The organism is Aeromicrobium terrae, from assembly GCF_008039565.1.
Taxonomy (GTDB): Bacteria; Actinomycetota; Actinomycetes; order Propionibacteriales; family Nocardioidaceae; genus Aeromicrobium; species Aeromicrobium terrae.
This window is the reverse complement of sequence record NZ_VDUX01000009.1, coordinates 1-19,854: the sequence shown is the minus strand read 5'-3', so window position 1 is coordinate 19,854 and position 19,854 is coordinate 1. Positions and strand designations below refer to the sequence as shown.

Below are 19,854 nucleotides of genomic sequence, written 5' to 3'. Positions count from 1 at the left end.
CGACGATGGAGAACCCCATGAAGGACACCGCCCTGTTCCGCCGCGACGTGGCCGCGCTCGGACTTCTGCTCAACGCCGTGCTCTCGGCCGTCTCGGTGATGCTCGCGCCGGCCTTCCCGTCCGGGGCCGCGGCACGGCTCACGGCCATCGACGACGGCGGCGCTGCGGCAGCCACGTCGGCGGCCTTGTTCGTCGCCGCCCAGCTGCCGCTGGTGGCCGGCGTGCTCGGAATCGCCCACCTCCTGCGCGAGCGGTCTCCCGCGCTGTCCAACCTCGGCGGGTCGCTCGGCATCGTGGGGACGTTCGGGCACGCCGTCTTCGGAGGCATCTCGCTCACCTACGTCGTGATGGCCTCGCATCCAGACGACCGGGCGCAGTACGCCACGCTCGTCGACCGGATCGAGTCGACGCCGATCATGCTCTTCGCGATGCTCGGTCTCGTCGGCACGGTGCTCGGCATGCTGCTGCTGTCGATCGCGCTGTTCCGCACGCGCGTGGTCCCGCGCTGGATGCCGGTCGTCGTCTGGCTGTTCATCGTGGTCGAGTTCGTCGGCACGGGCCTCAGCGACAGCGCGTCGTACCTGTCGGCCGTCCTCGTGGTGCTCGCCTTCGGCGCGATCGCGCGGGAGATCCACCGCACGCCTCGGGACGCCTGGTCGGCGCCGCGGCTGCGTCAGCCGAGCAGCGTCTGAACCGCTGCCCCGTAGAGGCGCGCGACGTCCTCGGGCTCGGCCGACGCGATCGGCTCGAGCTCGAGGACGTAGCGCATCACGGCCAGTCCCACGATCTGCGACGCGACCATCGTGGCGCGGACGTGGGCGTCCGTGCCGGGGATCCGGTCGCGGACCCCAGCGACGACGACGTTCTGGGCGAGCTGGAAGACCGGCGTGGCGTGCGGGTCGGGACCGCCGAGGGTGGAGCGGACCATCGTGCTGAACACCTCGCGGTGCGGGTCCCAGGCGCCGAGGAACGTCGCGATCAGCCGTTCGCCCATGCCGTCGAGCTCGCCGGCCAGCACGCCCTGGACCTTCTCCAGCGGGTTGATCGGCAGCTGCATCGTGGCGACGAGCAGCTGGGCCTTGTCGCCGAAGTAGTGACTGATCAGGCTGGCGTCGACGCCGGCCTCCTTCGCGATCGAGCGCATGGACGCTCCGTTGAACCCGCGCGCGGCGAACTGGCTGCGGGCAGCAGCCAGGATCGCCGCGCGGGTGTCCGGCGACGATCCCGCCGCCGGACGCCCTCTTCTGCGGGTTGTCATGCCGTGCGCCGCCGCAGGGTCAGCGACGCCAGCGCGATGGACGCCACGACGAATCCGAGCAGCAGCCCGAGATCGCGGGTCATCGTCGCGTTGAACCCGTCCGCGGTGGCGAGCTCGGAGAAGGCGTCGGTCGCATAGCTCAGCGGGAGGACGTCGGAGATCACCTCGAGCACACGAGGCATCATGTCGCGCGGCTGGAGCAGCCCGCACAGCAGGATCTGCGGCACGACCACCAGCGGCATGAACTGCACGGCCTGGAACTCCGTGGCGGCGAACGCCGACATCAGCAGGCCGAGCGCGGTGCCCAGCACGGCGTCGAGGATCGCGAAGAGCACGATCGCCCACGGGATCTCCACGTCGAGGCCCAGCCACCAGATGGCGACGGCCGAGCTGACCAGGGACTGCACCAGGGCGGCGACGCCGAACGCGAGCGCGTACCCGCCGATGAACTCGCCGCGCTGCAGCGGCGTGGTCAGCAGTCGCTCCAGCGTTCCCGACGTCCGCTCGCGGACCATCGTCACCGAGGTGATCAGGAACATGATGATCAGCGGGAAGAGGCCGAGCATCTGCGGGCCGACGCGGTCGAAGACCACGGGGGCTGAGTCGTAGACGTACCGGAACACCAGCAGCAGGACCGACGGCATCAGCACGATGAGGGCGACGCTGCGGCGGTCGTGCGACAGCTGCTGCAGCACGCGGCGGGCGGTGGCCAGGGTGCGCGTCATGCTGCGCTCCTCTCCGCGAGCGTCAGGAACGCCTGCTCGAAGTCGTCCGCCCCCGTCTGGGCGCGGAGCTCGTCGGGGCTGCCGTGGGCGATCAGCCCGCCGTCGCGCATGAGCAGCACCTGGTGGCACCGCTCGGCCTCGTCCATGACGTGGCTCGAGACGAGCAACGTGCGGCCCTCGTCGGCGAGCCGGTTGAACAGCTGCCAGAGGTCCCGACGGAGCACGGGGTCGAGGCCGACGGTGGGCTCGTCGAGCAGGTAGACCTCCGGGTCGGTCAGCAGCGCCGCGGCGAGGGAGACGCGGGTGCGCTGGCCGCCGGACAGCTGGCCGGTGAGCGAGTCGCCCCGGTCGGCGAGCCCGACCTCCTCGAGCACGCGCTCGACCGACGACTGGGCGGCGCCGTAGATGGCGGCGAAGTAGTCGAGGTTCTGGCGGACCGTGAGGTCGGAGTAGACCGAGCTGGCCTGCGTCACGTAGCCGACCCGGCCCCGGTTCGTCGGGGACCCGGCGGGCTCGCCGAGCACGGTCACCGTGCCGGCCTTGACCACCTGCACGCCCGCGATGCTGCGGATGAGGGTGGTCTTGCCGCAGCCGCTGGGACCGAGCAGGCCGGTCACCGAGCCGCGGGGGATCTGGACGTCCAGGCCGGGGATGACGGGATTGCCGCCTCGCACGACCCGGAGGCCCTGTACCTCGATGGCTAAATTCATCATGTGTTGAATATAGGCACGGCCGCCCGGCACGGTCAAGTACCGTGAGCGGATGACAGGTGATCTCGAGGCGCAGAACGACAAGCGCCGCCGTGCCTGGGCCAAGCAGGCGGCGGCCTACGACCGGCAGATCGGCTGGTTCGAGCGGAAGATGTTCGGCGGCCAGCAGCACCGCGCCTGGGCGTGCGGCCAGGCCTACGGCGACGTGCTCGAGGTGGCCGTCGGCACCGGGCTGAACCTGCCCGAGTACCCGCTCGACTCCCGGGTGACGGGCATCGACCTGAGCCCGGAGATGCTCGAGCTGGCTCGCCGCCGGATCTCGCTGTCCGGCCACGACGTCGACCTCCGGACCGGCGACGCGCAGGACCTGCCGTTCGACGACGCCAGCTTCGACGTCGTCGTGTGCACCTACTCGCTCTGCAACATCCCGGACCCGGCGCTCGCGATCGCCGAGATGCGCCGCGTGCTGCGCCCCGGCGGTCGGCTCGTGCTCGTCGACCACGTCGCGAGCACCTCCCGGCTGGTCTACGGGATGCAGAAGGTCATCGAGCAGCTCACGGTGCGGTTCGACGGCGACCGGATGACCCGCCGCCCGTCGCGTGAGGTCCACCGCCAGGACTTCGACGTCGTCGAGCAGGAGCGCCACGGCTTCGCCGGCATGGTCGAGCGCCTCGTCGCCGTGAAGCCGTAGTCGACCGCGTGCCCACTTCACGGTCGCCAGCGGCGGAGCCGCGGGAGGGAGCGCCAGCGACCGAAGCGACGTCAGGGCCGACGCGACGTCACTCCAGGACGGTGGGCGGCGTCGAGTGGTCCTCGACGCTCGGCTGGGCGTGCTTGGGGAGCGCCTCGACGTCCTCGATGTCGTCGAGCACGAGGCAGGCGCGGCAGAAGTCCTCGCCGAACGGCGTGAGGTGGATCGAGCGGCGGACGATCTTGGCGTACCGCACGGAGTGCATGGCGTCGAGGACGTCGGGCTGCGCCTCCACCACCTGGTACTGGCTGACGTCGCGCAGGGTCTCGCGGGAGAACCACACGAGACCGAGGCGGAACAGGTTGTTCAGGTAGGCCGGCACCTGGTCGACGTGCCGCAGGCCGGCGCGCGGGCCGATCATCGTCAGGCCCGGGGCGATCAACCGGGAGTTGACCATGCCGAGCGGCCCGCCGGTGCGGACGTCGACGCTCGGCTGCGGGCCCTCGCGCAGCAGCAGCATCAGGACGCGGCCCTCGTCGGGGGCAAGCTCGCTGAGGATGCGCGCGTAGGCGGGGTGGGAGACCTCGTCGTTCCACACGTCGCGCGACCGGCGCATCAGGTCGGCGCCGCTCTCCTTGAGCGAGGGGAGCGCGGGTCGTGACGCGCTGGGCAGCGCACCGCCGAGCAGGCTGCGCAAGCCGCTCGACGCGAGCCGGAACACCTCGTTCGAGGCGGCCAGCTCCTCGAGCCGGCCGGTGACGCCGGTGATCTGGCCGACCTCGCGAGCCGTCCGCTCGACCGTCGCCGCCAGCTCGCGAGCGGGTGCCGGCGTCACGGCCGCGACGAGCCGCCAGCCGGTGCGCGCGTACGCCTGCACCGCGAACTCGGCCGTGTGCAGCGACGCGGTGGCCGCGACGCGGACGAGTCCGAGCAGCTCCTCGGCGTCGCTGCGCGGCACCCCGTTCGGCTCGGTGCCGTTCAGGGGCGGCGTCTCCTGCGGCTCAACCACCTGACACCCCGAAGATCGCGAGGTGGAGGAAGCCGCCGGCGAGTCCCATGACCGCCCCGTGCGCGTAGAGCATCCACTCATCCTCCTTGATGGCCGAGCGGAGCATCTCGACGAAGTCCTGGTACGGCAGCTCGGCCGTGCGCGACGCGAACAGGCGACGGATCTTGTCGCTCTGGCGCTTGGAGAACGCCGGGTCCCGGAACGGCGTGATCGTGCGGTCGACGGCCTCGTCGGCGAACGAGTCGCGGATGGAGTCGAACTGGCGGCCGCCCACGGCGAGTCGGGCGGCGGAGCGAGCGGGCCCGGCGGCGCGGTCGATCGCCGGACGCATCGCGGTAGCCAGCATCGCCCGGGTGCGGTCGCCGCGCGGGCCGTCCATCAGGGTGTTGCCGATGTTCTCCAGGGTGACGACGTCGTCGGCGATGATGCCGGCGTACACCTCGGCCACCTCCGGCTGGCGACGCAGGAACAGGCCGTGCAGCGTGAACGGGCCGATCTTGCGCGGCTCCACCGGTTCGAAGATCAGCTGCATGCCGAGCAGGTTGGTGACCCAGCCGACGAACACGCCGAGGACCGGCAGCAGGTACCACTGGTGCAGCGTGTGGTCGATGAACGCGACCGGGATGCCGAGCAGGAACCCGAAGATGAACCCCACGTTCACCATCAGGCGCAGCTCCTTCTTCCCGATGTCGCGGAAGATGCGGACCACGAGGTCCGGGTTGCGCTCGAAGTGGTCGATGACCATGAGCTTCGGGTCGAGCAGCTGGTCGATGTGGACGCCGATCTGGTCGGTGATGCCCTTGACGATGCTGGGCAGCTGCTGCGTGACCCGCTCGTAGACCGCGACCTTCACGCGGGGCGGCAGGTTGTTCCACAGCTCGGGCTGCTCGCGCTGCATGACGCCGTCGACGACCTCGGGGATCTGCGGCTCGAACATCGCGACGATGTGGCCGGCGATCTGGTCGGGCTCGAGCTGCTGGTAGAACTCCGCGGGCGTGCCCAGCTTGGAGATCGCCTTGTCCGACGCGATGGAGCCCATCTTCGCCGCACGGGCGGGGACGATGCCCTGCCAGCCGACGCGGCCCTCCATGATCCCGGGGATCTCCTGGAGCTTGCGCGGCAGCAGCGTCGCGAGCTCGCGCAGGCCAGGGATGCGGAACCCGTAGAAGCGGATCGGGTTGAACAGCATGATCAGGCCGGTCCAGTTGATCAGCCAGCCGACCACGCCCGTGAACACAGGGATCGACGCGAAGGCCACCCAGTCGATGTCGTCCACCGCCGCAGCGTATCCCAGTGTTACAGCGTGATCAGCGGGTTCTTTCCGCGAGAACCACGCAGCATCGGCCGTCCGCCGGGTCGAGCTGGGCGTCCACGTCGTCGGCCCCGACGCCGTCGACGACGCCCTCGACGAGCGCGAGGTTCATCCGGCAGACGAGGTCGGTGTGCGACTCGGCGAGGGAGTGGAACGGACAGTTCGCGAGGGTCACCGACCCGGACTCGGCACGCGGCTCGTACCCGTTCGCGGCGAGGGCGGCGCAGGCGATGCCGAGCGCGTCGCCCGCGGTGGCGTCCTCGCGCGCCGCGCGGCCGAGGACCCGGCCGTGCTCCGACGCCACGGTGACCAGGGCGTCGAGCACGGGAGAGCCGTCGCGCGACGAGGCCGCGATCGCCTCGGCCATCAGCCGGCCGGCGAGCTCGTACTCGCGCTCGGGCAGCGACACGGAGATCTCCGTGGCCGATCGGCGGTAGAGCTTCGACGGTCGCCCGGCGCCCGGCCCGGAGCGGCCGGAGAGGCGGGCGTACTCCACGTCGAGCAGACCGTCGGCGGCCAGGCGGTCGAGGTGGAACTTCGCCTTGTGCAACGGGACATCGACCGCGTCGGCGGCCTCGTCGCGGGACACGGCGTGGTCCTGGGCGCAGATGAAGAGGTAGAGGTCGCGCCGCAGCGGGTCCGCGAGCGCACCGATGCCCGCGACGCGCTCGGGAAAGCTGCTCACTCTAAAAACCAATCATCTTGACGTAACAGTACCGGAAGTTCTAGAGTCCAAAATATCGTACTTTAGACAGGAGGGCCATCATGGCCGTCACCACATCATCCAGCACGGACCTCGAGACCCGGGCGTTCCAGCTGCTGCACACCGTGTTCGTCATCGCGCCCATCGCGTTCGGGCTCGACAAGTTCGCCGACGTCATGACCGACTGGTCGGACTACCTCGCCCCGTGGATCAACGACATCGTCCCCGGCAACGCCGACCAGGCGATGTACGTCGTCGGCGTCATCGAGATCGTCGCCGGCCTCCTGGTCGCCGTGGCGCCGCGCATCGGCGCGTTCGTCGTCGCCGCCTGGCTGGCCGGGATCATCATCGACCTGCTCACCCTGCAGGACTACTACGACGTCGCGCTGCGCGACTTCGGCCTGTTCGTCGCCGCCGTCGTCCTCGGGCTCCTGGCGCAGGCCCAGCACGCTCGCCGGGTGACCGCCTGATGACCGCCGGGCTGGTCGCTGTCCCTGACGAGATGCCGGAGGTCGACCTCGATGCCGCGACCCTTCACGCACGCGGACTCCTGGAGGCGCTGGGCGTCCCGAGCGACCTGCCCGGCACCATCGACACACCGCGCCGCATGGCGAAGGCCTACGCGGCGCTGCTGTCGGCCCGCGAGTTCGACATGACGTCGTTCCCGAACGACGAGGGCTACGACGAGCTCGTCGTGGTCAAGGACATCCCCGTGCAGTCCGTGTGCGAGCACCACTTCCTGCCTTTCACCGGCGTCGCGCACGTCGGCTACCTGCCGGGCGACCGGATCCTGGGACTGTCCAAGTTCGCCCGCGTCGTCGAGATGTTCGCGCGACGGCCGCAGGTGCAGGAGCGGCTGACCGTGCAGGTCGCGGACTGGCTGGTGGCCGGTCTCGCACCGCGCGGCGTCGGCGTCGTGATCGAGGCCGAGCACCTGTGCATGACGCTGCGCGGCGTCCAGGCCGCCGGCACCACGACGCGGACCTCCGCGGTGCGCGGCCTCGTGCGCGACCGTCCGCACACTCGCGCCGAGTTCCTCGACGCCCTTCAGTGAGAGTGGAGGCACCATGAGTCAGCCTGATGTCGTCATCGTCGGAGCCGGACTGGCCGCCGCGAAGGCCGCCACCGCCCTGCGCGACGGCGGCTACGACGGAGCTGTCACGATCGTCGGCGAGGAGCCGCATCCCCCGTACGAGCGACCGCCGCTGTCGAAGGACATCCTGCTCGGCAAGGGCAGCCGCGACGACGCTCTGGTGCATCCGCGCGAGTGGTACGACGAGCACGACGTCACCCTGCTGACCGGCCGCCGCGCGGAGAAGCTCGACCCCGCGGCGCACCAGGTGGTGCTCGACGACGGCACAGTCCTCGACTACGGGAAGCTCGTGCTCGCCACGGGCGCCCGCCCCCGCGTCCTCGACGTGCCCGGCGCGGCGCGTGCCCTCACGCTGCGCCGGGTCGAGGACAGCGAGGCCCTGCTCGGAGCGTTCGCGTCCGCGTCGTCGCTGGTGGTGATCGGCGCCGGCTGGATCGGCCTCGAGGTCGCCGCCGCCGCCCGGGAGGCCGCGCTCGACGTCACGGTCCTCGAGGTCGCACCGGTGCCCCTCGCGACCGTGCTGGGGGAGAAGCTCGGCTCGTACTTCGCGGACCTGCACCGCAAGCACGGCGTCGACCTGCGGACCTCGACCGGCGTCGAGTCGATCAGCGAGACCGGCGTGACCGCGGGTGGTGAGGAGATCCGCGCCGACCTCGTGGTCATGGGGGTCGGCGCGGTCCCCAACACCGAGCTCGCCGAGGCCGCGGGCCTGGAGGTCGACGGCGGCGTCGTCGTCGACCAGCACTTCACCGCCAGCCTCCCGGACATCCTTGCCATCGGTGACGTCGCCGCCGCGCGACACACCGACCTCGGACCCCTGCGGGTGGAGCACTGGGACAACGCGATCCGTCAGGGCAAGGCCGTGGCGGCGGTGCTCCTGGGCCAGGACGTCGCCTACGACTGGCAGCCGTACTTCTTCACCGACCAGTACGACCTCGGCATGGAGTACGTCGGCCGCGGGAAGGCATCGGACGACGTCGTGATCCGCGGCGACCTCGACTCCGGCGAGTTCATCGCGTTCTGGCTTGACGGGATCCGCGTGACCGCCGGCATGAACGTCAACGTGTGGGACGTCAACGACGACCTCCGCGCGCTGGTCGGGCGTACCGTGGACGCCACGAGGCTCGCGGACCCGAGCGTGGCCTTGACGGAGGTCGCGGATGGCTGAGGAGCAGCGGTTCACCCGTCTCCCCGCGCCGGTCCGGCTCGAGGACACGGTGGCCGAGGTCGACGTGCGTCCGGTGCCCGATCCCGAGGGCGGGCGGAACACCGACCGGGACTTCCTGATCCGCTACGGGCTGGGTGGCCTCTGACGGAACATCGGCGCGTGGTGCAACGTTGCACCAGGCGATGTCTGCTCTCTTCGAACCCCTGACCCTGCGCGGCGTGACCGCGCGCAACCGCGTCTGGCTGTCGCCGATGTGCCAGTACTCCAGCGTCGACGGGATGCCGAACGACTGGCACCTCGTGCACCTCGGCTCGCACGCCTCGGGCGGCTACGGCGTCGTCATGGCCGAGGCCTCCGCCGTGACGCCCGAGGGCCGGATCAGCCCGGAGGACGCGGGCATCTGGAACGACGAGCAGGCCGCTGCCTGGGCCCGGTTCGTCGGCTTCATCCGTGAGCAGGGCGCCGTCCCGGCCATCCAGCTCGCGCACGCCGGCCGGAAGGCGTCCACGTGGTCGCCGTTCAAGGACGGCGACGGCTCGGTGCCGCTCGACCAGGGTGGCTGGCCCACCGTCTCCGCCACGGACCAGCCGTACACCGGCTTCGCCGCGCCGCGGCGGCTCGAGACCGACGAGGTGGCCGCGATCCCCGGCCACTTCGCGGCCGCGGCCGTGCGCGCCGACGAGGCCGGGTTCGACATCGTCGAGATCCACGCGGCCCACGGCTACCTGCTCCACCAGTTCCTCTCGCCCCTGACCAACGACCGCGACGACCGGTACGGCGGGTCGTTCGAGAACCGCACCCGGCTGGTGATCGATGTCGTCGACGCGGTCCGCGCGGTCTGGCCGGAGGGCAAGCCGGTCTTCGTCAGGTTCTCGGCCACCGACTGGGCGCCCGCCGACGGGCCCGAGGGCTGGGACGTCGCGCAGACCGCCGAGCTCGCCGCGATCCTGGCCGGGCACGGCGTCGACCTGATCGACGTCTCCTCCGGCGGGCTGATCGCCGAGCAGGAGATCGCCGTCGGTCCCGGCTACCAGGTGCCGTTCGCCCGCGAGGTGCGCCTGAAGAGCGACCTGCCCACGGCCGCCGTCGGCCTGATCACCGACCCGGCGCAGGCCGAGGAGGTCGTCGCGGACGGCGACGCGGACGCGGTGATGGTCGCCCGCGCCGGGCTGCGCGAGCCGGCGTGGCCGCTCCGGGCCGCTCACGAGCTGGGCGTTCCGGCCCGTCAGGCGCCCTACCCGCCCCAGTACCGGCGGGGCGCCTGGCGCTGACCGACGCTATCTTTCGGGGATGGTCGAGAAGGTCGATGACATCGCGTCCGAGGACATCCGCTGCTCCTACGAGGAGTTCGGCGCCCTGTTCTTCCGGGCGGCCGTGACGCCGGAGCGGATCATCGGCGCCGTCGACGGCATCGCCGGCCAGCCGATCGACTTCGGTCCGATGGGCGTCGGCCCAGGCCGCATCGCGAGCGTCACGGCCAAGGGCCAGATCGGCGCGGCCAGGGCCACGGAGATCCCTGGCATCCCGATCTCGTACAAGCTGGTGGTCCCGGTCGACCTCGACTTCACCGTCAACCTGCAGGTGGAGAAGGAGCGGTTCCACGCCGCCGTCGAGGTGCCGCTCACGGTCACGGCGCACGCCACGCACGACCTCCGGATCATCGTCGACGTCACGCCGCCCAACCCCGACGAGCTGGACCTCCACCTCGAGGCCGAGGGCCTGCGCGCCACGTTGCTGAAGCGCGTCGCCAACATCGACGGCGAGCTGCGCCGCTTCGTCGCCAAGTACGTCGCCCGCGAGCTGGAGAAGCCGCACGTCGTCGCCACCCGCGTGATCGACGTGGGCGTGTCCATCGACGTCGCCTGGGCCGGCATGGCCCCGGGACGCCCGGCCGAGGACATCGCCGACGCCGGATAGGCTGTGCGCGTGACGGACGCCCCCGCCGATTCAGCTGTTCTCGACACCGTCGAGCACGCCAGCGAGACGCCCGATCGTGAGCAGCCCTGGGCCGAGCTCGGGCTGAAGTCCGACGAGTACGAGCGCATCCGCGAGATCCTCGGCCGCCGCCCCACGAGCGCCGAGCTGGCCATGTACTCCGTCATGTGGAGCGAGCACTGCTCCTACAAGTCGAGCAAGGTGCACCTCAAGAAGTTCGGCGAGCTGCCCCAGGAGACGCCGCTCGGCAAGACGCTCGCCGGCATCGGCGAGAACGCCGGCGTCATCGACATCGGCCAGGGCTATGCGGTCACGTTCAAGGTGGAGTCGCACAACCACCCCAGCTACGTCGAGCCGTACCAGGGCGCGGCCACGGGCGTCGGCGGCATCGTCCGCGACATCCTCGCCATGGGCGCCCGCCCGGTCGCCGTGATGGACCCGCTCCGGTTCGGACCGCTCACCGCCGACGACACCCGCCGCGTCCTGCCCGGCATCGTCGCGGGCGTCGGCGGCTACGGGAACTGCCTCGGCCTGCCCAACATCGGTGGCGAGGTGGTCTTCGACCCCACGTACCTCGGCAACCCGCTGGTCAACGCGCTGTGCGTCGGCGTGCTGCGCCACGAGGACCTCCACCTCGCGTTCGCGTCCGGCGTCGGCAACAAGGTCGTCCTCTACGGTGCGCGCACCGGCGGCGACGGCATCGGCGGCGTCAGCGTGCTCGCGTCGGAGACGTTCTCCGAGGGCGGGCCCACCAAGCGCCCGAGCGTCCAGGTCGGCGACCCGTTCATGGAGAAGCTGCTGATCGAGTGCACCCTCGAGCTGTTCGCGGCGGGCGTCGTCAACGGCATCCAGGACCTCGGCGGTGCCGGCCTCTCCTGCGCCACCAGCGAGCTCGCCTCCGCCGGCGACGGCGGCATGCGCGTCGAGCTCGACACGGTTCCCCTGCGCGACTCGTCGCTCTCGCCGGAGGAGATCCTCATGAGCGAGAGCCAGGAGCGCATGATGGCGGTCGTCGAGCCGCAGCACCTCGACGCGTTCATGGCGATCTGCGAGAAGTGGGACGTCGAGGCCGTCACCATCGGTGAGGTCACCGACGGCGACCGCCTGGTCATCGACTGGCACGGCCGCACCGTCGTCGACGTGCCGCCGCGGTCGGTCGCGCACGACGGCCCGGTCTACGAGCGTCCCTTCGCCCGGCCCGCGTCGCAGGACGCGCTGCAGGCGGACGGTGCCGAGAGGCTCCCGCGGCCCACCACCGGCGACGAGCTCCGCGAGACCCTGCTCCGGCTGGTCGGGTCGCCGAACCTCGCCGACAAGTCCTGGGTCACCGACCAGTACGACCGCTACGTCCAGGGCAACACCGTGCTCGCGCAGCCCGAGGACGCCGGCGTCGTGCGCGTCGACGAGGAGAGCCACCTCGGCGTCGCCGTCTCCACCGACTGCAACGGCCGGTTCGCCCAGCTCGACCCGTACGCCGGCGCGCAGCTCGCGCTCGCGGAGGCGTTCCGCAACGTCGCCGTCACCGGAGCGCTGCCGCTCGCGGTCACCGACTGCCTGAACTTCGGCTCGCCGGAGGACCCGGCCGTGATGTGGCAGTTCGAGCAGGCCACCCACGGGCTCAAGGACGCGTGCGCGGTGCTCGGCATCCCGGTCACCGGCGGCAACGTGTCGTTCTACAACCAGACCGGCGAGACCGCGATCCTCCCGACGCCGGTCGTCGGCGTGCTCGGCGTGATCGAAGACGTCCGCCGCCGCGTCACACAGGGCTTCGCTCGCGAGGGCGACCACGTCCTCCTCCTCGGGGAGACGCGCGAGGAGCTCAGCGGCTCCACGTGGGCCGACGTCGTCCACGACCACCTCGGCGGGCTCCCACCGGCCGTCGACCTCGAGGCCGAGCAAGCGCTGGCCGCCGTGCTGCAGGAGGCCGGTCGCCGCGGGCTGCTGACCGCCGCCCACGACCTCTCCGACGGTGGACTCGCCATGGCGCTCGTCGAGGCGTCGCTCCGCCACGACGTCGGTGTCCGCGTCGAGCTCGACGACCCGTTCGTCGACCTGTTCAGCGAGTCGTCGGCCCGGGCGATCGTCGCGGTCGCGGAGGAGCACCACGAGGAGCTCGTCACGCTCGCGGCAGACCACGGCCTGGCGCTCTCCTCCATCGGACGCACGGGCGGCGACGCCGTCGAGGTCGTCGGCTCCTTCAGCGTCCCGATCAGCGAGGTGCGGGCCGCGTGGTCGGCCACCCTCCCCGCCGTCCTCGGCCCCATGCTCAGCTGATGCCCCCAGTCCCCGCTGAGCGTGACGTTTTCGCCCATGTTTCGACGAAAACAGGGCGAAAACGTCACTCTCAGCGGGAAGGGGGGCGGTCATGGCACGGCGGCTGACAGCCCTCGACGACGCCGAGTTCGCCGACGTCTGCTCTCGCATCGACGCCGGCGACGCCACGCGCGACGACCTCAAGGCCGCGACGAAGCACCTGCTCGCGCTGCTGCAGCAGAAGGCGCCGGGCGCGAGCGTCGAGGTGCGCGTCCCGCCGTTCGCCGCGGTGCAGGTGATCGAGGGTCAGCGCCACACGCGTGGCACGCCGCCGGCCGTCGTCGAGATGGACGCCGAGACCTGGATCGCCCTTGCGCGAGGTCGCCTCGCCTGGGCCGACGCCCGGGTCCAGGCGTCAGGAGAGCGGTCCGACCTCTCCGCGCTCCTGCCGCTCACGACCGTCTAGCCGCCAGCGCCCGGGCAGGGTGGTTGGTGGTCACCACCCAGGTGTCCGGGTCGTTCATCCAGAAGTCGAGGGCGACCGGGTCGTCCACGGTCCAGACCAGCAGCGGCAGCTGGCGGTGCCGCGCCCAGCTGCGCAGCCAGTGCCGCGCCAGCACGTGGTGCGAGGCCACGACGTTGGCGTGGCTCAGCCGCATCCGCGTGCGCGGGAACCACGACACCACGTGCGTCCACCAGCGATCGATCCGGCCGCGGGCCGAGCGCCGGCTGGTCGAGAGCCCGACGAGCAGCCCGGACCCGCGCTCCTCGGCACGCGTCCTCAGCGCGCGGACGAGCCCGTCGTCGGCCGACGTCACCACCAGGTGGCCCGTGCCGATCCGGTCCACCACGTCGTCGACGACTTCGAGCGCACCCTCGGTGATCTTCAGGTCGAGGTGCAGGCCGGCCCGCCCGGCGACGAGGTCGAGCACCGCGTCGAACGGGGCGGAGTCGTCGCCCGGGGCGTCGTGCGAGACGACCAGCCGGCCGTGCCGGTCCCGGCGCAGGTCGACCTCCACGAAGTCGCAGCCGAGGTCGATCGCCGCCTCGACCGCCTCCAGCGAGTTCTGGACGCCGTCGTCCCCGGCACCGCCGCGGTGCGCAGAGACGAGGACGGTCACTTGGTCAGCTTGCCCTTCTGGAGGTTGACCCAGGTGCCGGCGGTGGCCGTGCGGTACCCGGCGAGGTCTCGCGCCAGGCGGTAGCGGCGGACGGCCGCGGCGGTCTGGGCGTTGAACTTGCCGTACGAGGTGATGTCCTCGCCGGCGGCGCGCAGGGCGCGCTGCAGGCGGTAGACGTCCTCGCCGACGTCCCCGTACTTCAGGACGCGCGGCTGGCTCCCGGCCGAGAGCAGCGCGGTCCAGAACTCGCGGCTGGTGCGGCTGTTCTGCGACCAGCCGAGCGAGGCGCGGAAGCGGTTGATCGCGGCGATGGTGCCGGTGCTGAGGTAGCCGTCGACGGTCTGCAGCTGGCCGACCGCCTTGAGCCGGCACTCGAGGACCCACACCTGGTCCGCCCGGGAGCCGAGCGTCAGGCCGGGCCAGGTCTGGTAGGTCATCGGGTGACCGCACGGCTGTTGCTCGGCCGGACGCACCGAGCCCTTGCCGACGTCGAGGAAGTCCTTGTCGATGTTGAGCGTCTTTCCGCCGTACGTCTCGTTGACGCCGTTGTGGTACTGGTGGATCCGCTCGTGGTGGTTCCACGCCGAGTCGGCCAGGTACGGCCCACCGTCGGTGTCGGCGATCCGGTTGGTCCAGGCGATCCACATGTGGTCGGGCTTGTCGAGCCAGGACGCCGTGCGGATCGCGTTGATGCTCGCGATGGCGGCCGAGCCGCTGGAGTACAGGCCGGTCCTGAACCCGAGCGCGTGGACGCGCTCGTCGAACGCGTCCACGAACTGGCGGACGGCGGCGTCGCACGAGGTGTCGGATCGCGAGTAGTACTCGATGTCCAGATACGTGAAGCTCCCCGCCGGGAACCCGTACTTCTTCAGGGCGGCGACGGCCTCGTTCGCGTCGCTCGTGGCCTGGCTGCGTGCCGTCGACGTGGTGCGCGACATGCGCTTCTTCTGCACGCGGCTGTCCGGGTTGTTCTTGAAGCAGGGCGCCTGGTAGCCGACGTGGATCGGGACGAACCGCCAGCCGATGGCCGCGTTGTCGGCGACCCACGCGGGGCTGAGGTTCGGCTGGTAGGCGTCGCCGCAATACCGCGAGTTGCCGGAGATGTAGATGCCGATGGCCGAGTACTGGGAGCTCAGGTTCCAGCGGTCCATGACCGTCTGGCTCGGCGCGACGCACGTGTCGAAGCCGTACCCGGTGAAGCTCCCGGGGGCTTGAGGCTCCGCCGCGTGGGCGGTGGAGGCAGGCAGGACGGAGGCGGCGAGGGCGGCCAGCATGCCGGCGACCGTCATCCGCGCGGTGGGGGAAGGCACCAGGCGCATCCCAGAAGCGTAAAGCCGAGAGGGGCCGATGTTCCGCATTCCGCTGACGTCGTTGGTTGCGTGGTCCTACGATCGGCGCGACCCAGGAGGTTGCGATGCGCAACAGTCTCGTTGCTGCCGCGCTGTCGGCGGTGGTCTTCGGAACCGTCGGCTACGCCACGGCCACCACCGGTCCCGACTCCGGCGGGACCTTCCACGGATGCGTCAACAAGTACTCCGGCGCTCTGCGCGTCGTCGCTCCGGACAAGGCGTGTCGTCGGTCCGAGAACCCGGTCAGCTGGAACCAGACCGGCCCGACGGGGCCGAAGGGCGACGACGGTGCGACCGGCGCGCCCGGCCCGGCGTCGATCGACGCACTCGACGGGTCGACCTGCACGCGGGCCGACGGCAGCACCGGCACGGTGGCCGTCGTGGTCGGTGCTGACGACGCCATCTCGATGACGTGCGGGACGCACTCGACGTGGTGCGCCACGCACACCCCGCCCGACGACGTCTACCTGCACGAGGAGGTGATCTGCGACGAGGCGACCCGGACCCTCACGTACATCTGCGACGACGGCTGGCGTGACGCCAACGACGACCATGCTGACGGGTGCGAGGCCACCGTCGACCCGCCGACGGCGGTACCCCTGACCAACGTCGCGGCCCAATACCTCACTCTGCTGGTCCCGGATCGCCCCGTGTCCGATGTCGCTGTCCTGCCGGACTGTGACGCTTCGCCGCCCGTCGAGTGCACGACCGGCGTGCCGGACGAGGACCACGTGACCCTTCGCGTCGACTCGACGGAGCATGCAGGCGATCGACCGCGGGCGGAGGCGATCCCGAACGCCGCCGACAAGACCTTCGCCGTGACGCAGCGCGTCCGTGTCTCCACGAACGACCCGATTCCGGTGACGATGCCCGTGGTCGGGACGTGCGGACTCGTCGTAGACAGCACGCGGGGGAACGATCCGGACGTGCGGCTCACCTACGCGGACACCGTCGCGCCGGACCGGCCGAACGGTCCGACCGTCGTCAGCTCCCCGCCGACGGTGAGTGGGCTGGAGTCCGCCGACGTCGAGCTCACCGGCGGCTTCGGGTGCATCGTCGGGAACGCCCCGGTCCTTGCAACTGCCACGAGCGTCCTGGCAGACGCCGTCGCGACGTGGGTCGTGCAGGGGGCCACGGTCTGCGGTGCACCCGAACCGGTCTACTACCAGCGCTGCTCTCCCTAGGCATTCCCGGGAATTCCGGGCATGATGGCATCGCGCGACCCCGGTTCACACCCCTGGAGGATCGGGGTCGCGTCTACACCTGGCGGTCGCGGTCTGACCAGTACGGCTTGCGCAGGTCGCGCTTGAGGATCTTGCCGGACGGGTTCCGCGGCAGGGCTTCCACGACGTCGACCGACTTCGGCGCCTTGTAGCCGGCCAGCCGCTCCCGGGCGAACGCGATGAGCTCGTCGGGCTCGACGGACTGGCCGGGGTGGAACGCGACGACGGCCTTCACGGACTCGCCCCACTGGTCGTCCGGCACGCCGATGACGGCGAGCTCCATGACGGCGGGGTGCTCGGCCAGGACGCGCTCGACCTCGGGGGAGTACACGTTCTCGCCGCCGGTGATGATCATGTCCTTCACGCGGTCCTCGACGAAGACGAAGCCCTCGTCGTCGACGCGGCCGATGTCGCCGGTGCGCACCCACCCGTCGTCGGTGAGCAGCTCGGCGGTGTCCTCGGGCCGGCCCAGGTAGCCGGGGGTGGACTGCTCGGTGCGGAACCACAGCTCGCCCGACGTGCCGGTCGGGACGTCCTCCAGGGTGGCCGGGTCCACGACGCGCATCTCGACGCCGGCGATGGTGCGGCCGGCGGAGACGAGCCGCTCGGGATGGCTGGTGTCGCGATGCGCGTCGTCGTCGAGGATCGTCACGACGCCGCCGAACTCGGTCATGCCGTAGACCTGCATGAACTTGGTGGTGGGCCAGCCCTCGAGCGCGCCGCGCAGGACCGGCAGCGGCATCGGGGCGGCGCCGTAGGAGAACGCCTTGAGCCGGCTGAACAGCCCCATCGCGTCCGGGCCGGCCTGCAGCAGGGCAGCGACGACGGCGGGCACCAGGAAGGCGTGCGTGACACCCGCGATCATCGCGCCGGCGAGCAGCTCGGGCGTGACCTCGCTGATGACGTAGCCGGCCGTGCCGGTGGCGGGACCGAAGAGCGCGTACGACGAGCCGCCGACGTGGAACATCGGCATGGCGATCAGCATCATGTCGCCGTCGCTGTACTCGATGTCGCCCATCGCGTTCTTGGTGTGGGTGACCATGTTGTGCTGCGTCAGCACCACGCCCTTGGGGCGGCCCGTGGTGCCGGAGCTGTACATGACGAGGCACGGGTCGTGCGGGTCGACGTCGGGCTGACGGTCGACGGGCTCGGCCGCCGCGAGCCAGGGCTCGAGCTCGTCGCCCTCGCCACCGACCACGACGATCTTCTCGACCGTGGTGAGCTTCTCGCGGACCAGCTCGATCGACGGCATCAGCTCGTGCCCGACGAACAGCACGCGGGCGCCGGAGTCGTTGATGACGTAGTCGAGCTCGTCGCCGGCCAGCCGCCAGTTGACGACGGCGTTCGCCGCGCCGAGCAGGCTCACCGCCTGGTTGGCGACCAGGATGGCCGGGTTGTTCTTGTCGAGGAACGCGACGTGGTCGCCGCGGCCGATGCCCTCGCCCTTCAGGCCCCCGGCGAAGCGCTGGATGTCCTCCCACGCCTCGAGCCAGGTCCAGGTGCGGTCTCCGAAGATCCAGCAGGTGCCGTCGGGCTCGTGCTCCGCGCGATAGGCGTGGTAGTCGGTCAGGAAGGTCGCGTCCGGCGTCTCGGTCATGTCGCTCCTCGATGACAGTTGAGGTGTCACAGTAGCGAAAATCACTCTGCTGATGGGCTCTACGCCCCTAGAATCCCGACCATGGATCCGGTGCCTACGCACTATCTCGATCGGGATGGTGCGGCGCTGGCCTATCAGGTCTTGGGCAATGGGCCGGTCGACGTGGTGGTGTTTCTCGAGATCGGGATGCACCTCGATCTCTGCTGGACGGATCCGGACATCCACCGCATCTTCGAGCGCAGCGCGGCGTACTCGCGCACGGTCCACCTGCAGCGGCGCGGCTTCGGCCTGTCCGACCGGGTGACGTACGCGCCCACCGTCGAGCAGCAGGCCGACGACGTGCTCGCGATCATGGACGCCATCGGCATGCGTCGCGCCACCCTGGTCGGCCTCCTCGGCACCGCCGCCCCGCTGGCCCTGCTCGCCGCGAAGGCTCCCGAGCGCGTGAACGGCCTCGTCTTCTACAACCCGATGTTCCAAGGTCCCCGGTCCAGCAGCGAGCTGGAGGGCTGGACCGAGGCCGAGGCCGCGACGCTCGTGAACGGGTACCGGCAGGCGTTCGCGAACTGGGGCTCGGGCGACATCATCGGCGTCTGGGACTCCGAGCTGGCCACCTCGTTCAACCGCCGGCTCATGGGTCTGCTCGAGCGCTGCTCGGCGACGCCCGCCGCGGCGCAGGCGTACTTCGACTGGCTCCTCGAGATCGACGTGCGCGACGTGCTCAAGTCGGTCCAGGTCCCCGCCCGGGTGCTCCACCTGCCGTCCGGCGTCATGCCCGAGGCCGCCTGCAAGCACGCCGCCGAGCTGATGCCCGACGGCGTCTTCTACGAGCTCGACCCCACGCCGCCGGGCGCGTCGATCGGTCAGGCCTGGATGCGCGTGGCCCAGCACATCGAGGAGGTCGCCACCGGCTCGCACCACCGCGCGGACCTCGACCGGTTCCTCGGCACCGTGCTGTTCACCGACGTCGCCTCCTCGACGGAGCTGCTCGCCAGGGTCGGCGACACGAAGTACCGCGAGATGCGGGCCGACCACGAGCGACTCGTGCGGCTCGCGGTCGAGAACACCGGCGGACGGCTCGCCACCGTCGCCGGCGACGGCACGATGAGCGTGTTCGACGGACCCAGCAAGGCCCTGCGGTGCGCGGAGATCGTCCTCGCGGACGCCCGGGAGATCGGCATCGAGGTCCGGTGCGGGGTGCACACCGGCGAGCTGGAGCGCGACGGCCTGAACGTCGCCGGCATGGCGGTGCACATCGGTGCCCGCGTCGGCGCGGCGGCCGACCCGGGCGGGGTGATGGTGTCGCAGACCGTCCACGACCTCGTCGTCGGCTCGGGCATGACGTTCGAGAGCCGCGGGCTGCACGAGCTGAAGGGCGTCCCCGGCCGGTGGGAGCTCTTCGCGGTCAAGCATGTCCGGGACCAGTCCGGCTCCCTCCCGTCGGAGGAGTCGATGAAGACCCCGATCGACAAGGTCGCGCTGACGACGGCGCGTCGTGCCCCTGGCCTGGCCCGCACCGCCCTGCGCGTCGTCCACGCCGCCGAGCGCCGCCGCGCCCGCATCAACGGCTAACAGCTAGCTGTAGTTCCTCCGGACGTTGTGATCGCGTGACGTGAGGCGAGGACCTCCGATATCGAAGGGGTTACGACACCAACTTCGATCCGGAGGTCCTCGTGACTCACGCTAATGCCCCTTTGACTCCGCTCG

General features: G+C 71.0%; 21 protein-coding genes. 12 read left to right on the top strand and 9 right to left on the bottom strand.

Annotated features, from left to right (window positions below; all coding sequences use genetic code 11):
- Positions 1–17 precede the first annotated feature (17 nt).
- A complete protein-coding gene (locus tag FHP06_RS15230) occupies positions 18–692 on the top strand; it encodes a DUF4386 family protein (RefSeq protein WP_147687668.1) in 675 nt (224 codons plus the stop codon).
- On the opposite strand, the gene FHP06_RS15225 is transcribed toward FHP06_RS15230, so the two are convergent.
- From FHP06_RS15225 to FHP06_RS15215, 3 genes are read right to left on the bottom strand one after another with little or no spacing between them, the layout of a single operon-like run.
- Positions 674–1,258 (bottom strand): TetR/AcrR family transcriptional regulator, encoded by a 585-nt coding sequence (locus FHP06_RS15225; RefSeq protein WP_147687667.1) that lies wholly within the window; start codon positions 1,256–1,258, stop codon positions 674–676. The genes FHP06_RS15230 and FHP06_RS15225 overlap by 19 nt on opposite strands.
- Complete coding sequence (locus FHP06_RS15220) at positions 1,255–1,983, bottom strand: ABC transporter permease (protein ID WP_147687666.1); 729 nt, start codon at positions 1,981–1,983, stop codon at positions 1,255–1,257. Before FHP06_RS15220 ends, FHP06_RS15225 begins: the two co-directional genes overlap by 4 nt.
- On the bottom strand, positions 1,980–2,696 hold the full coding sequence (locus FHP06_RS15215; protein WP_147687665.1) for an ABC transporter ATP-binding protein: 717 nt from the start codon (positions 2,694–2,696) through the stop codon (positions 1,980–1,982). Before FHP06_RS15215 ends, FHP06_RS15220 begins: the two co-directional genes overlap by 4 nt.
- A 49-nt stretch (positions 2,697–2,745) precedes the next feature.
- Here FHP06_RS15215 and FHP06_RS15210 point away from each other — a divergent pair, with 49 nt between their 5' ends.
- Entirely contained in the window at positions 2,746–3,384 is a 639-nt protein-coding gene (locus FHP06_RS15210) for a class I SAM-dependent methyltransferase (protein ID WP_147687664.1), read from the top strand.
- 88 nt (positions 3,385–3,472) lie between these two features.
- On the opposite strand, the gene FHP06_RS15205 is transcribed toward FHP06_RS15210, so the two are convergent.
- The 3 genes from FHP06_RS15205 to FHP06_RS15195 are packed head-to-tail and all read right to left on the bottom strand — an operon-like array spanning position 3,473 to position 6,390.
- Entirely contained in the window at positions 3,473–4,393 is a 921-nt protein-coding gene (locus FHP06_RS15205) for an Abi-alpha family protein (RefSeq protein WP_222706507.1), read from the bottom strand.
- The gene (locus FHP06_RS15200; RefSeq protein WP_230973541.1) at positions 4,386–5,669 is read right to left on the bottom strand and encodes a hypothetical protein; all 1,284 of its coding nucleotides are present in this window, start codon (positions 5,667–5,669) and stop codon (positions 4,386–4,388) included. The genes FHP06_RS15205 and FHP06_RS15200 overlap by 8 nt, the downstream gene beginning before the upstream one ends.
- A 31-nt stretch (positions 5,670–5,700) precedes the next feature.
- On the bottom strand, positions 5,701–6,390 hold the full coding sequence (locus FHP06_RS15195; RefSeq protein ID WP_147687661.1) for a helix-turn-helix transcriptional regulator: 690 nt from the start codon (positions 6,388–6,390) through the stop codon (positions 5,701–5,703).
- An 80-nt stretch (positions 6,391–6,470) separates the two neighbouring features.
- Here FHP06_RS15195 and FHP06_RS15190 point away from each other — a divergent pair, with 80 nt between their 5' ends.
- The 8 genes from FHP06_RS15190 (at position 6,471) to FHP06_RS15160 (ending at position 13,323) form a co-directional block, all read left to right on the top strand.
- The gene (locus tag FHP06_RS15190; protein WP_147687660.1) at positions 6,471–6,878 is read left to right on the top strand and encodes a hypothetical protein; all 408 of its coding nucleotides are present in this window, start codon (positions 6,471–6,473) and stop codon (positions 6,876–6,878) included.
- Positions 6,878–7,462 carry a GTP cyclohydrolase I FolE gene (folE, locus tag FHP06_RS15185; RefSeq protein WP_147687659.1) on the top strand — a complete coding sequence of 195 codons (585 nt, stop codon included), beginning with the start codon at positions 6,878–6,880 and terminating at the stop codon, positions 7,460–7,462. Before FHP06_RS15190 ends, folE begins: the two co-directional genes overlap by 1 nt.
- A gap of 13 nt (positions 7,463–7,475) precedes the next feature.
- Positions 7,476–8,669, top strand: coding sequence for an NAD(P)/FAD-dependent oxidoreductase (locus FHP06_RS15180; RefSeq protein ID WP_147687658.1), 1,194 nt, complete (start codon positions 7,476–7,478; stop codon positions 8,667–8,669).
- A complete protein-coding gene (locus FHP06_RS16070; RefSeq protein ID WP_187271967.1) occupies positions 8,662–8,814 on the top strand; it encodes a hypothetical protein in 153 nt (50 codons plus the stop codon). The genes FHP06_RS15180 and FHP06_RS16070 overlap by 8 nt, the downstream gene beginning before the upstream one ends.
- Positions 8,815–8,851: 37 nt before the next feature.
- Complete coding sequence (locus FHP06_RS15175; protein WP_147687657.1) at positions 8,852–9,940, top strand: NADH:flavin oxidoreductase/NADH oxidase; 1,089 nt, start codon at positions 8,852–8,854, stop codon at positions 9,938–9,940.
- Between the two features lie 19 nt (positions 9,941–9,959).
- On the top strand, positions 9,960–10,586 hold the full coding sequence (locus tag FHP06_RS15170; RefSeq protein WP_147687656.1) for a hypothetical protein: 627 nt from the start codon (positions 9,960–9,962) through the stop codon (positions 10,584–10,586).
- A gap of 9 nt (positions 10,587–10,595) precedes the next feature.
- Positions 10,596–12,878: a phosphoribosylformylglycinamidine synthase subunit PurL gene (purL, locus tag FHP06_RS15165; protein ID WP_147687655.1), complete on the top strand. Its 2,283-nt coding sequence runs from the start codon at positions 10,596–10,598 to the stop codon at positions 12,876–12,878.
- A gap of 91 nt (positions 12,879–12,969) precedes the next feature.
- A complete protein-coding gene (locus tag FHP06_RS15160; RefSeq protein WP_147687654.1) occupies positions 12,970–13,323 on the top strand; it encodes a sterol carrier family protein in 354 nt (117 codons plus the stop codon).
- Here the strand turns inward: FHP06_RS15160 and FHP06_RS16065 are convergent.
- On the bottom strand, positions 13,310–13,978 hold the full coding sequence (locus FHP06_RS16065; protein ID WP_187271966.1) for a glycerophosphodiester phosphodiesterase: 669 nt from the start codon (positions 13,976–13,978) through the stop codon (positions 13,310–13,312). The genes FHP06_RS15160 and FHP06_RS16065 overlap by 14 nt on opposite strands.
- Positions 13,975–15,297, bottom strand: a complete 1,323-nt coding sequence (locus FHP06_RS15150; protein WP_187271965.1) for a glycoside hydrolase domain-containing protein — start codon at positions 15,295–15,297, stop codon at positions 13,975–13,977. Before FHP06_RS15150 ends, FHP06_RS16065 begins: the two co-directional genes overlap by 4 nt.
- Before the next feature lie 95 nt (positions 15,298–15,392).
- On the opposite strand from FHP06_RS15150, the gene FHP06_RS15145 reads away from it, so the two are divergent.
- Entirely contained in the window at positions 15,393–16,511 is a 1,119-nt protein-coding gene (locus tag FHP06_RS15145) for a hypothetical protein (protein WP_147687651.1), read from the top strand.
- Positions 16,512–16,584: 73 nt separating this feature from the next.
- Here the strand turns inward: FHP06_RS15145 and FHP06_RS15140 are convergent, their stop codons facing one another.
- The gene (locus tag FHP06_RS15140) at positions 16,585–18,147 is read right to left on the bottom strand and encodes a long-chain-fatty-acid--CoA ligase (RefSeq protein WP_147687650.1); all 1,563 of its coding nucleotides are present in this window, start codon (positions 18,145–18,147) and stop codon (positions 16,585–16,587) included.
- A gap of 81 nt (positions 18,148–18,228) precedes the next feature.
- Between FHP06_RS15140 and FHP06_RS15135 the strand changes: the two genes are divergently transcribed.
- Entirely contained in the window at positions 18,229–19,719 is a 1,491-nt protein-coding gene (locus FHP06_RS15135) for an adenylate/guanylate cyclase domain-containing protein (RefSeq protein WP_147687649.1), read from the top strand.
- Positions 19,720–19,854: the final 135 nt, after the last annotated feature.

Bases quoted from the DNA above. Each gene is read 5' to 3' on its own strand.
- FHP06_RS15210 (WP_147687664.1), top strand. From the start codon at position 2,746: ATGACAGGTGATCTCGAGGCGCAGAACGACAAGCGCCGCCGTGCCTGG.
- FHP06_RS15170 (WP_147687656.1), top strand. From the start codon at position 9,960: ATGGTCGAGAAGGTCGATGACATCGCGTCCGAGGACATCCGCTGCTCC.
- folE (WP_147687659.1), top strand. From the start codon at position 6,878: ATGACCGCCGGGCTGGTCGCTGTCCCTGACGAGATGCCGGAGGTCGAC.
- FHP06_RS15180 (WP_147687658.1), top strand. From the start codon at position 7,476: ATGAGTCAGCCTGATGTCGTCATCGTCGGAGCCGGACTGGCCGCCGCG.
- FHP06_RS15145 (WP_147687651.1), top strand. From the start codon at position 15,393: ATGCGCAACAGTCTCGTTGCTGCCGCGCTGTCGGCGGTGGTCTTCGGA.
- FHP06_RS15215 (WP_147687665.1), bottom strand. From the start codon at position 2,696: ATGATGAATTTAGCCATCGAGGTACAGGGCCTCCGGGTCGTGCGAGGC.
- FHP06_RS16070 (WP_187271967.1), top strand. From the start codon at position 8,662: ATGGCTGAGGAGCAGCGGTTCACCCGTCTCCCCGCGCCGGTCCGGCTC.
- FHP06_RS15135 (WP_147687649.1), top strand. From the start codon at position 18,229: ATGGATCCGGTGCCTACGCACTATCTCGATCGGGATGGTGCGGCGCTG.
- FHP06_RS15175 (WP_147687657.1), top strand. From the start codon at position 8,852: ATGTCTGCTCTCTTCGAACCCCTGACCCTGCGCGGCGTGACCGCGCGC.
- FHP06_RS15230 (WP_147687668.1), top strand. From the start codon at position 18: ATGAAGGACACCGCCCTGTTCCGCCGCGACGTGGCCGCGCTCGGACTT.
- FHP06_RS15140 (WP_147687650.1), bottom strand. From the start codon at position 18,147: ATGACCGAGACGCCGGACGCGACCTTCCTGACCGACTACCACGCCTAT.
- FHP06_RS15220 (WP_147687666.1), bottom strand. From the start codon at position 1,983: ATGACGCGCACCCTGGCCACCGCCCGCCGCGTGCTGCAGCAGCTGTCG.
- FHP06_RS15150 (WP_187271965.1), bottom strand. From the start codon at position 15,297: ATGCGCCTGGTGCCTTCCCCCACCGCGCGGATGACGGTCGCCGGCATG.
- FHP06_RS15190 (WP_147687660.1), top strand. From the start codon at position 6,471: ATGGCCGTCACCACATCATCCAGCACGGACCTCGAGACCCGGGCGTTC.
- FHP06_RS15160 (WP_147687654.1), top strand. From the start codon at position 12,970: ATGGCACGGCGGCTGACAGCCCTCGACGACGCCGAGTTCGCCGACGTC.
- FHP06_RS15225 (WP_147687667.1), bottom strand. From the start codon at position 1,258: ATGACAACCCGCAGAAGAGGGCGTCCGGCGGCGGGATCGTCGCCGGAC.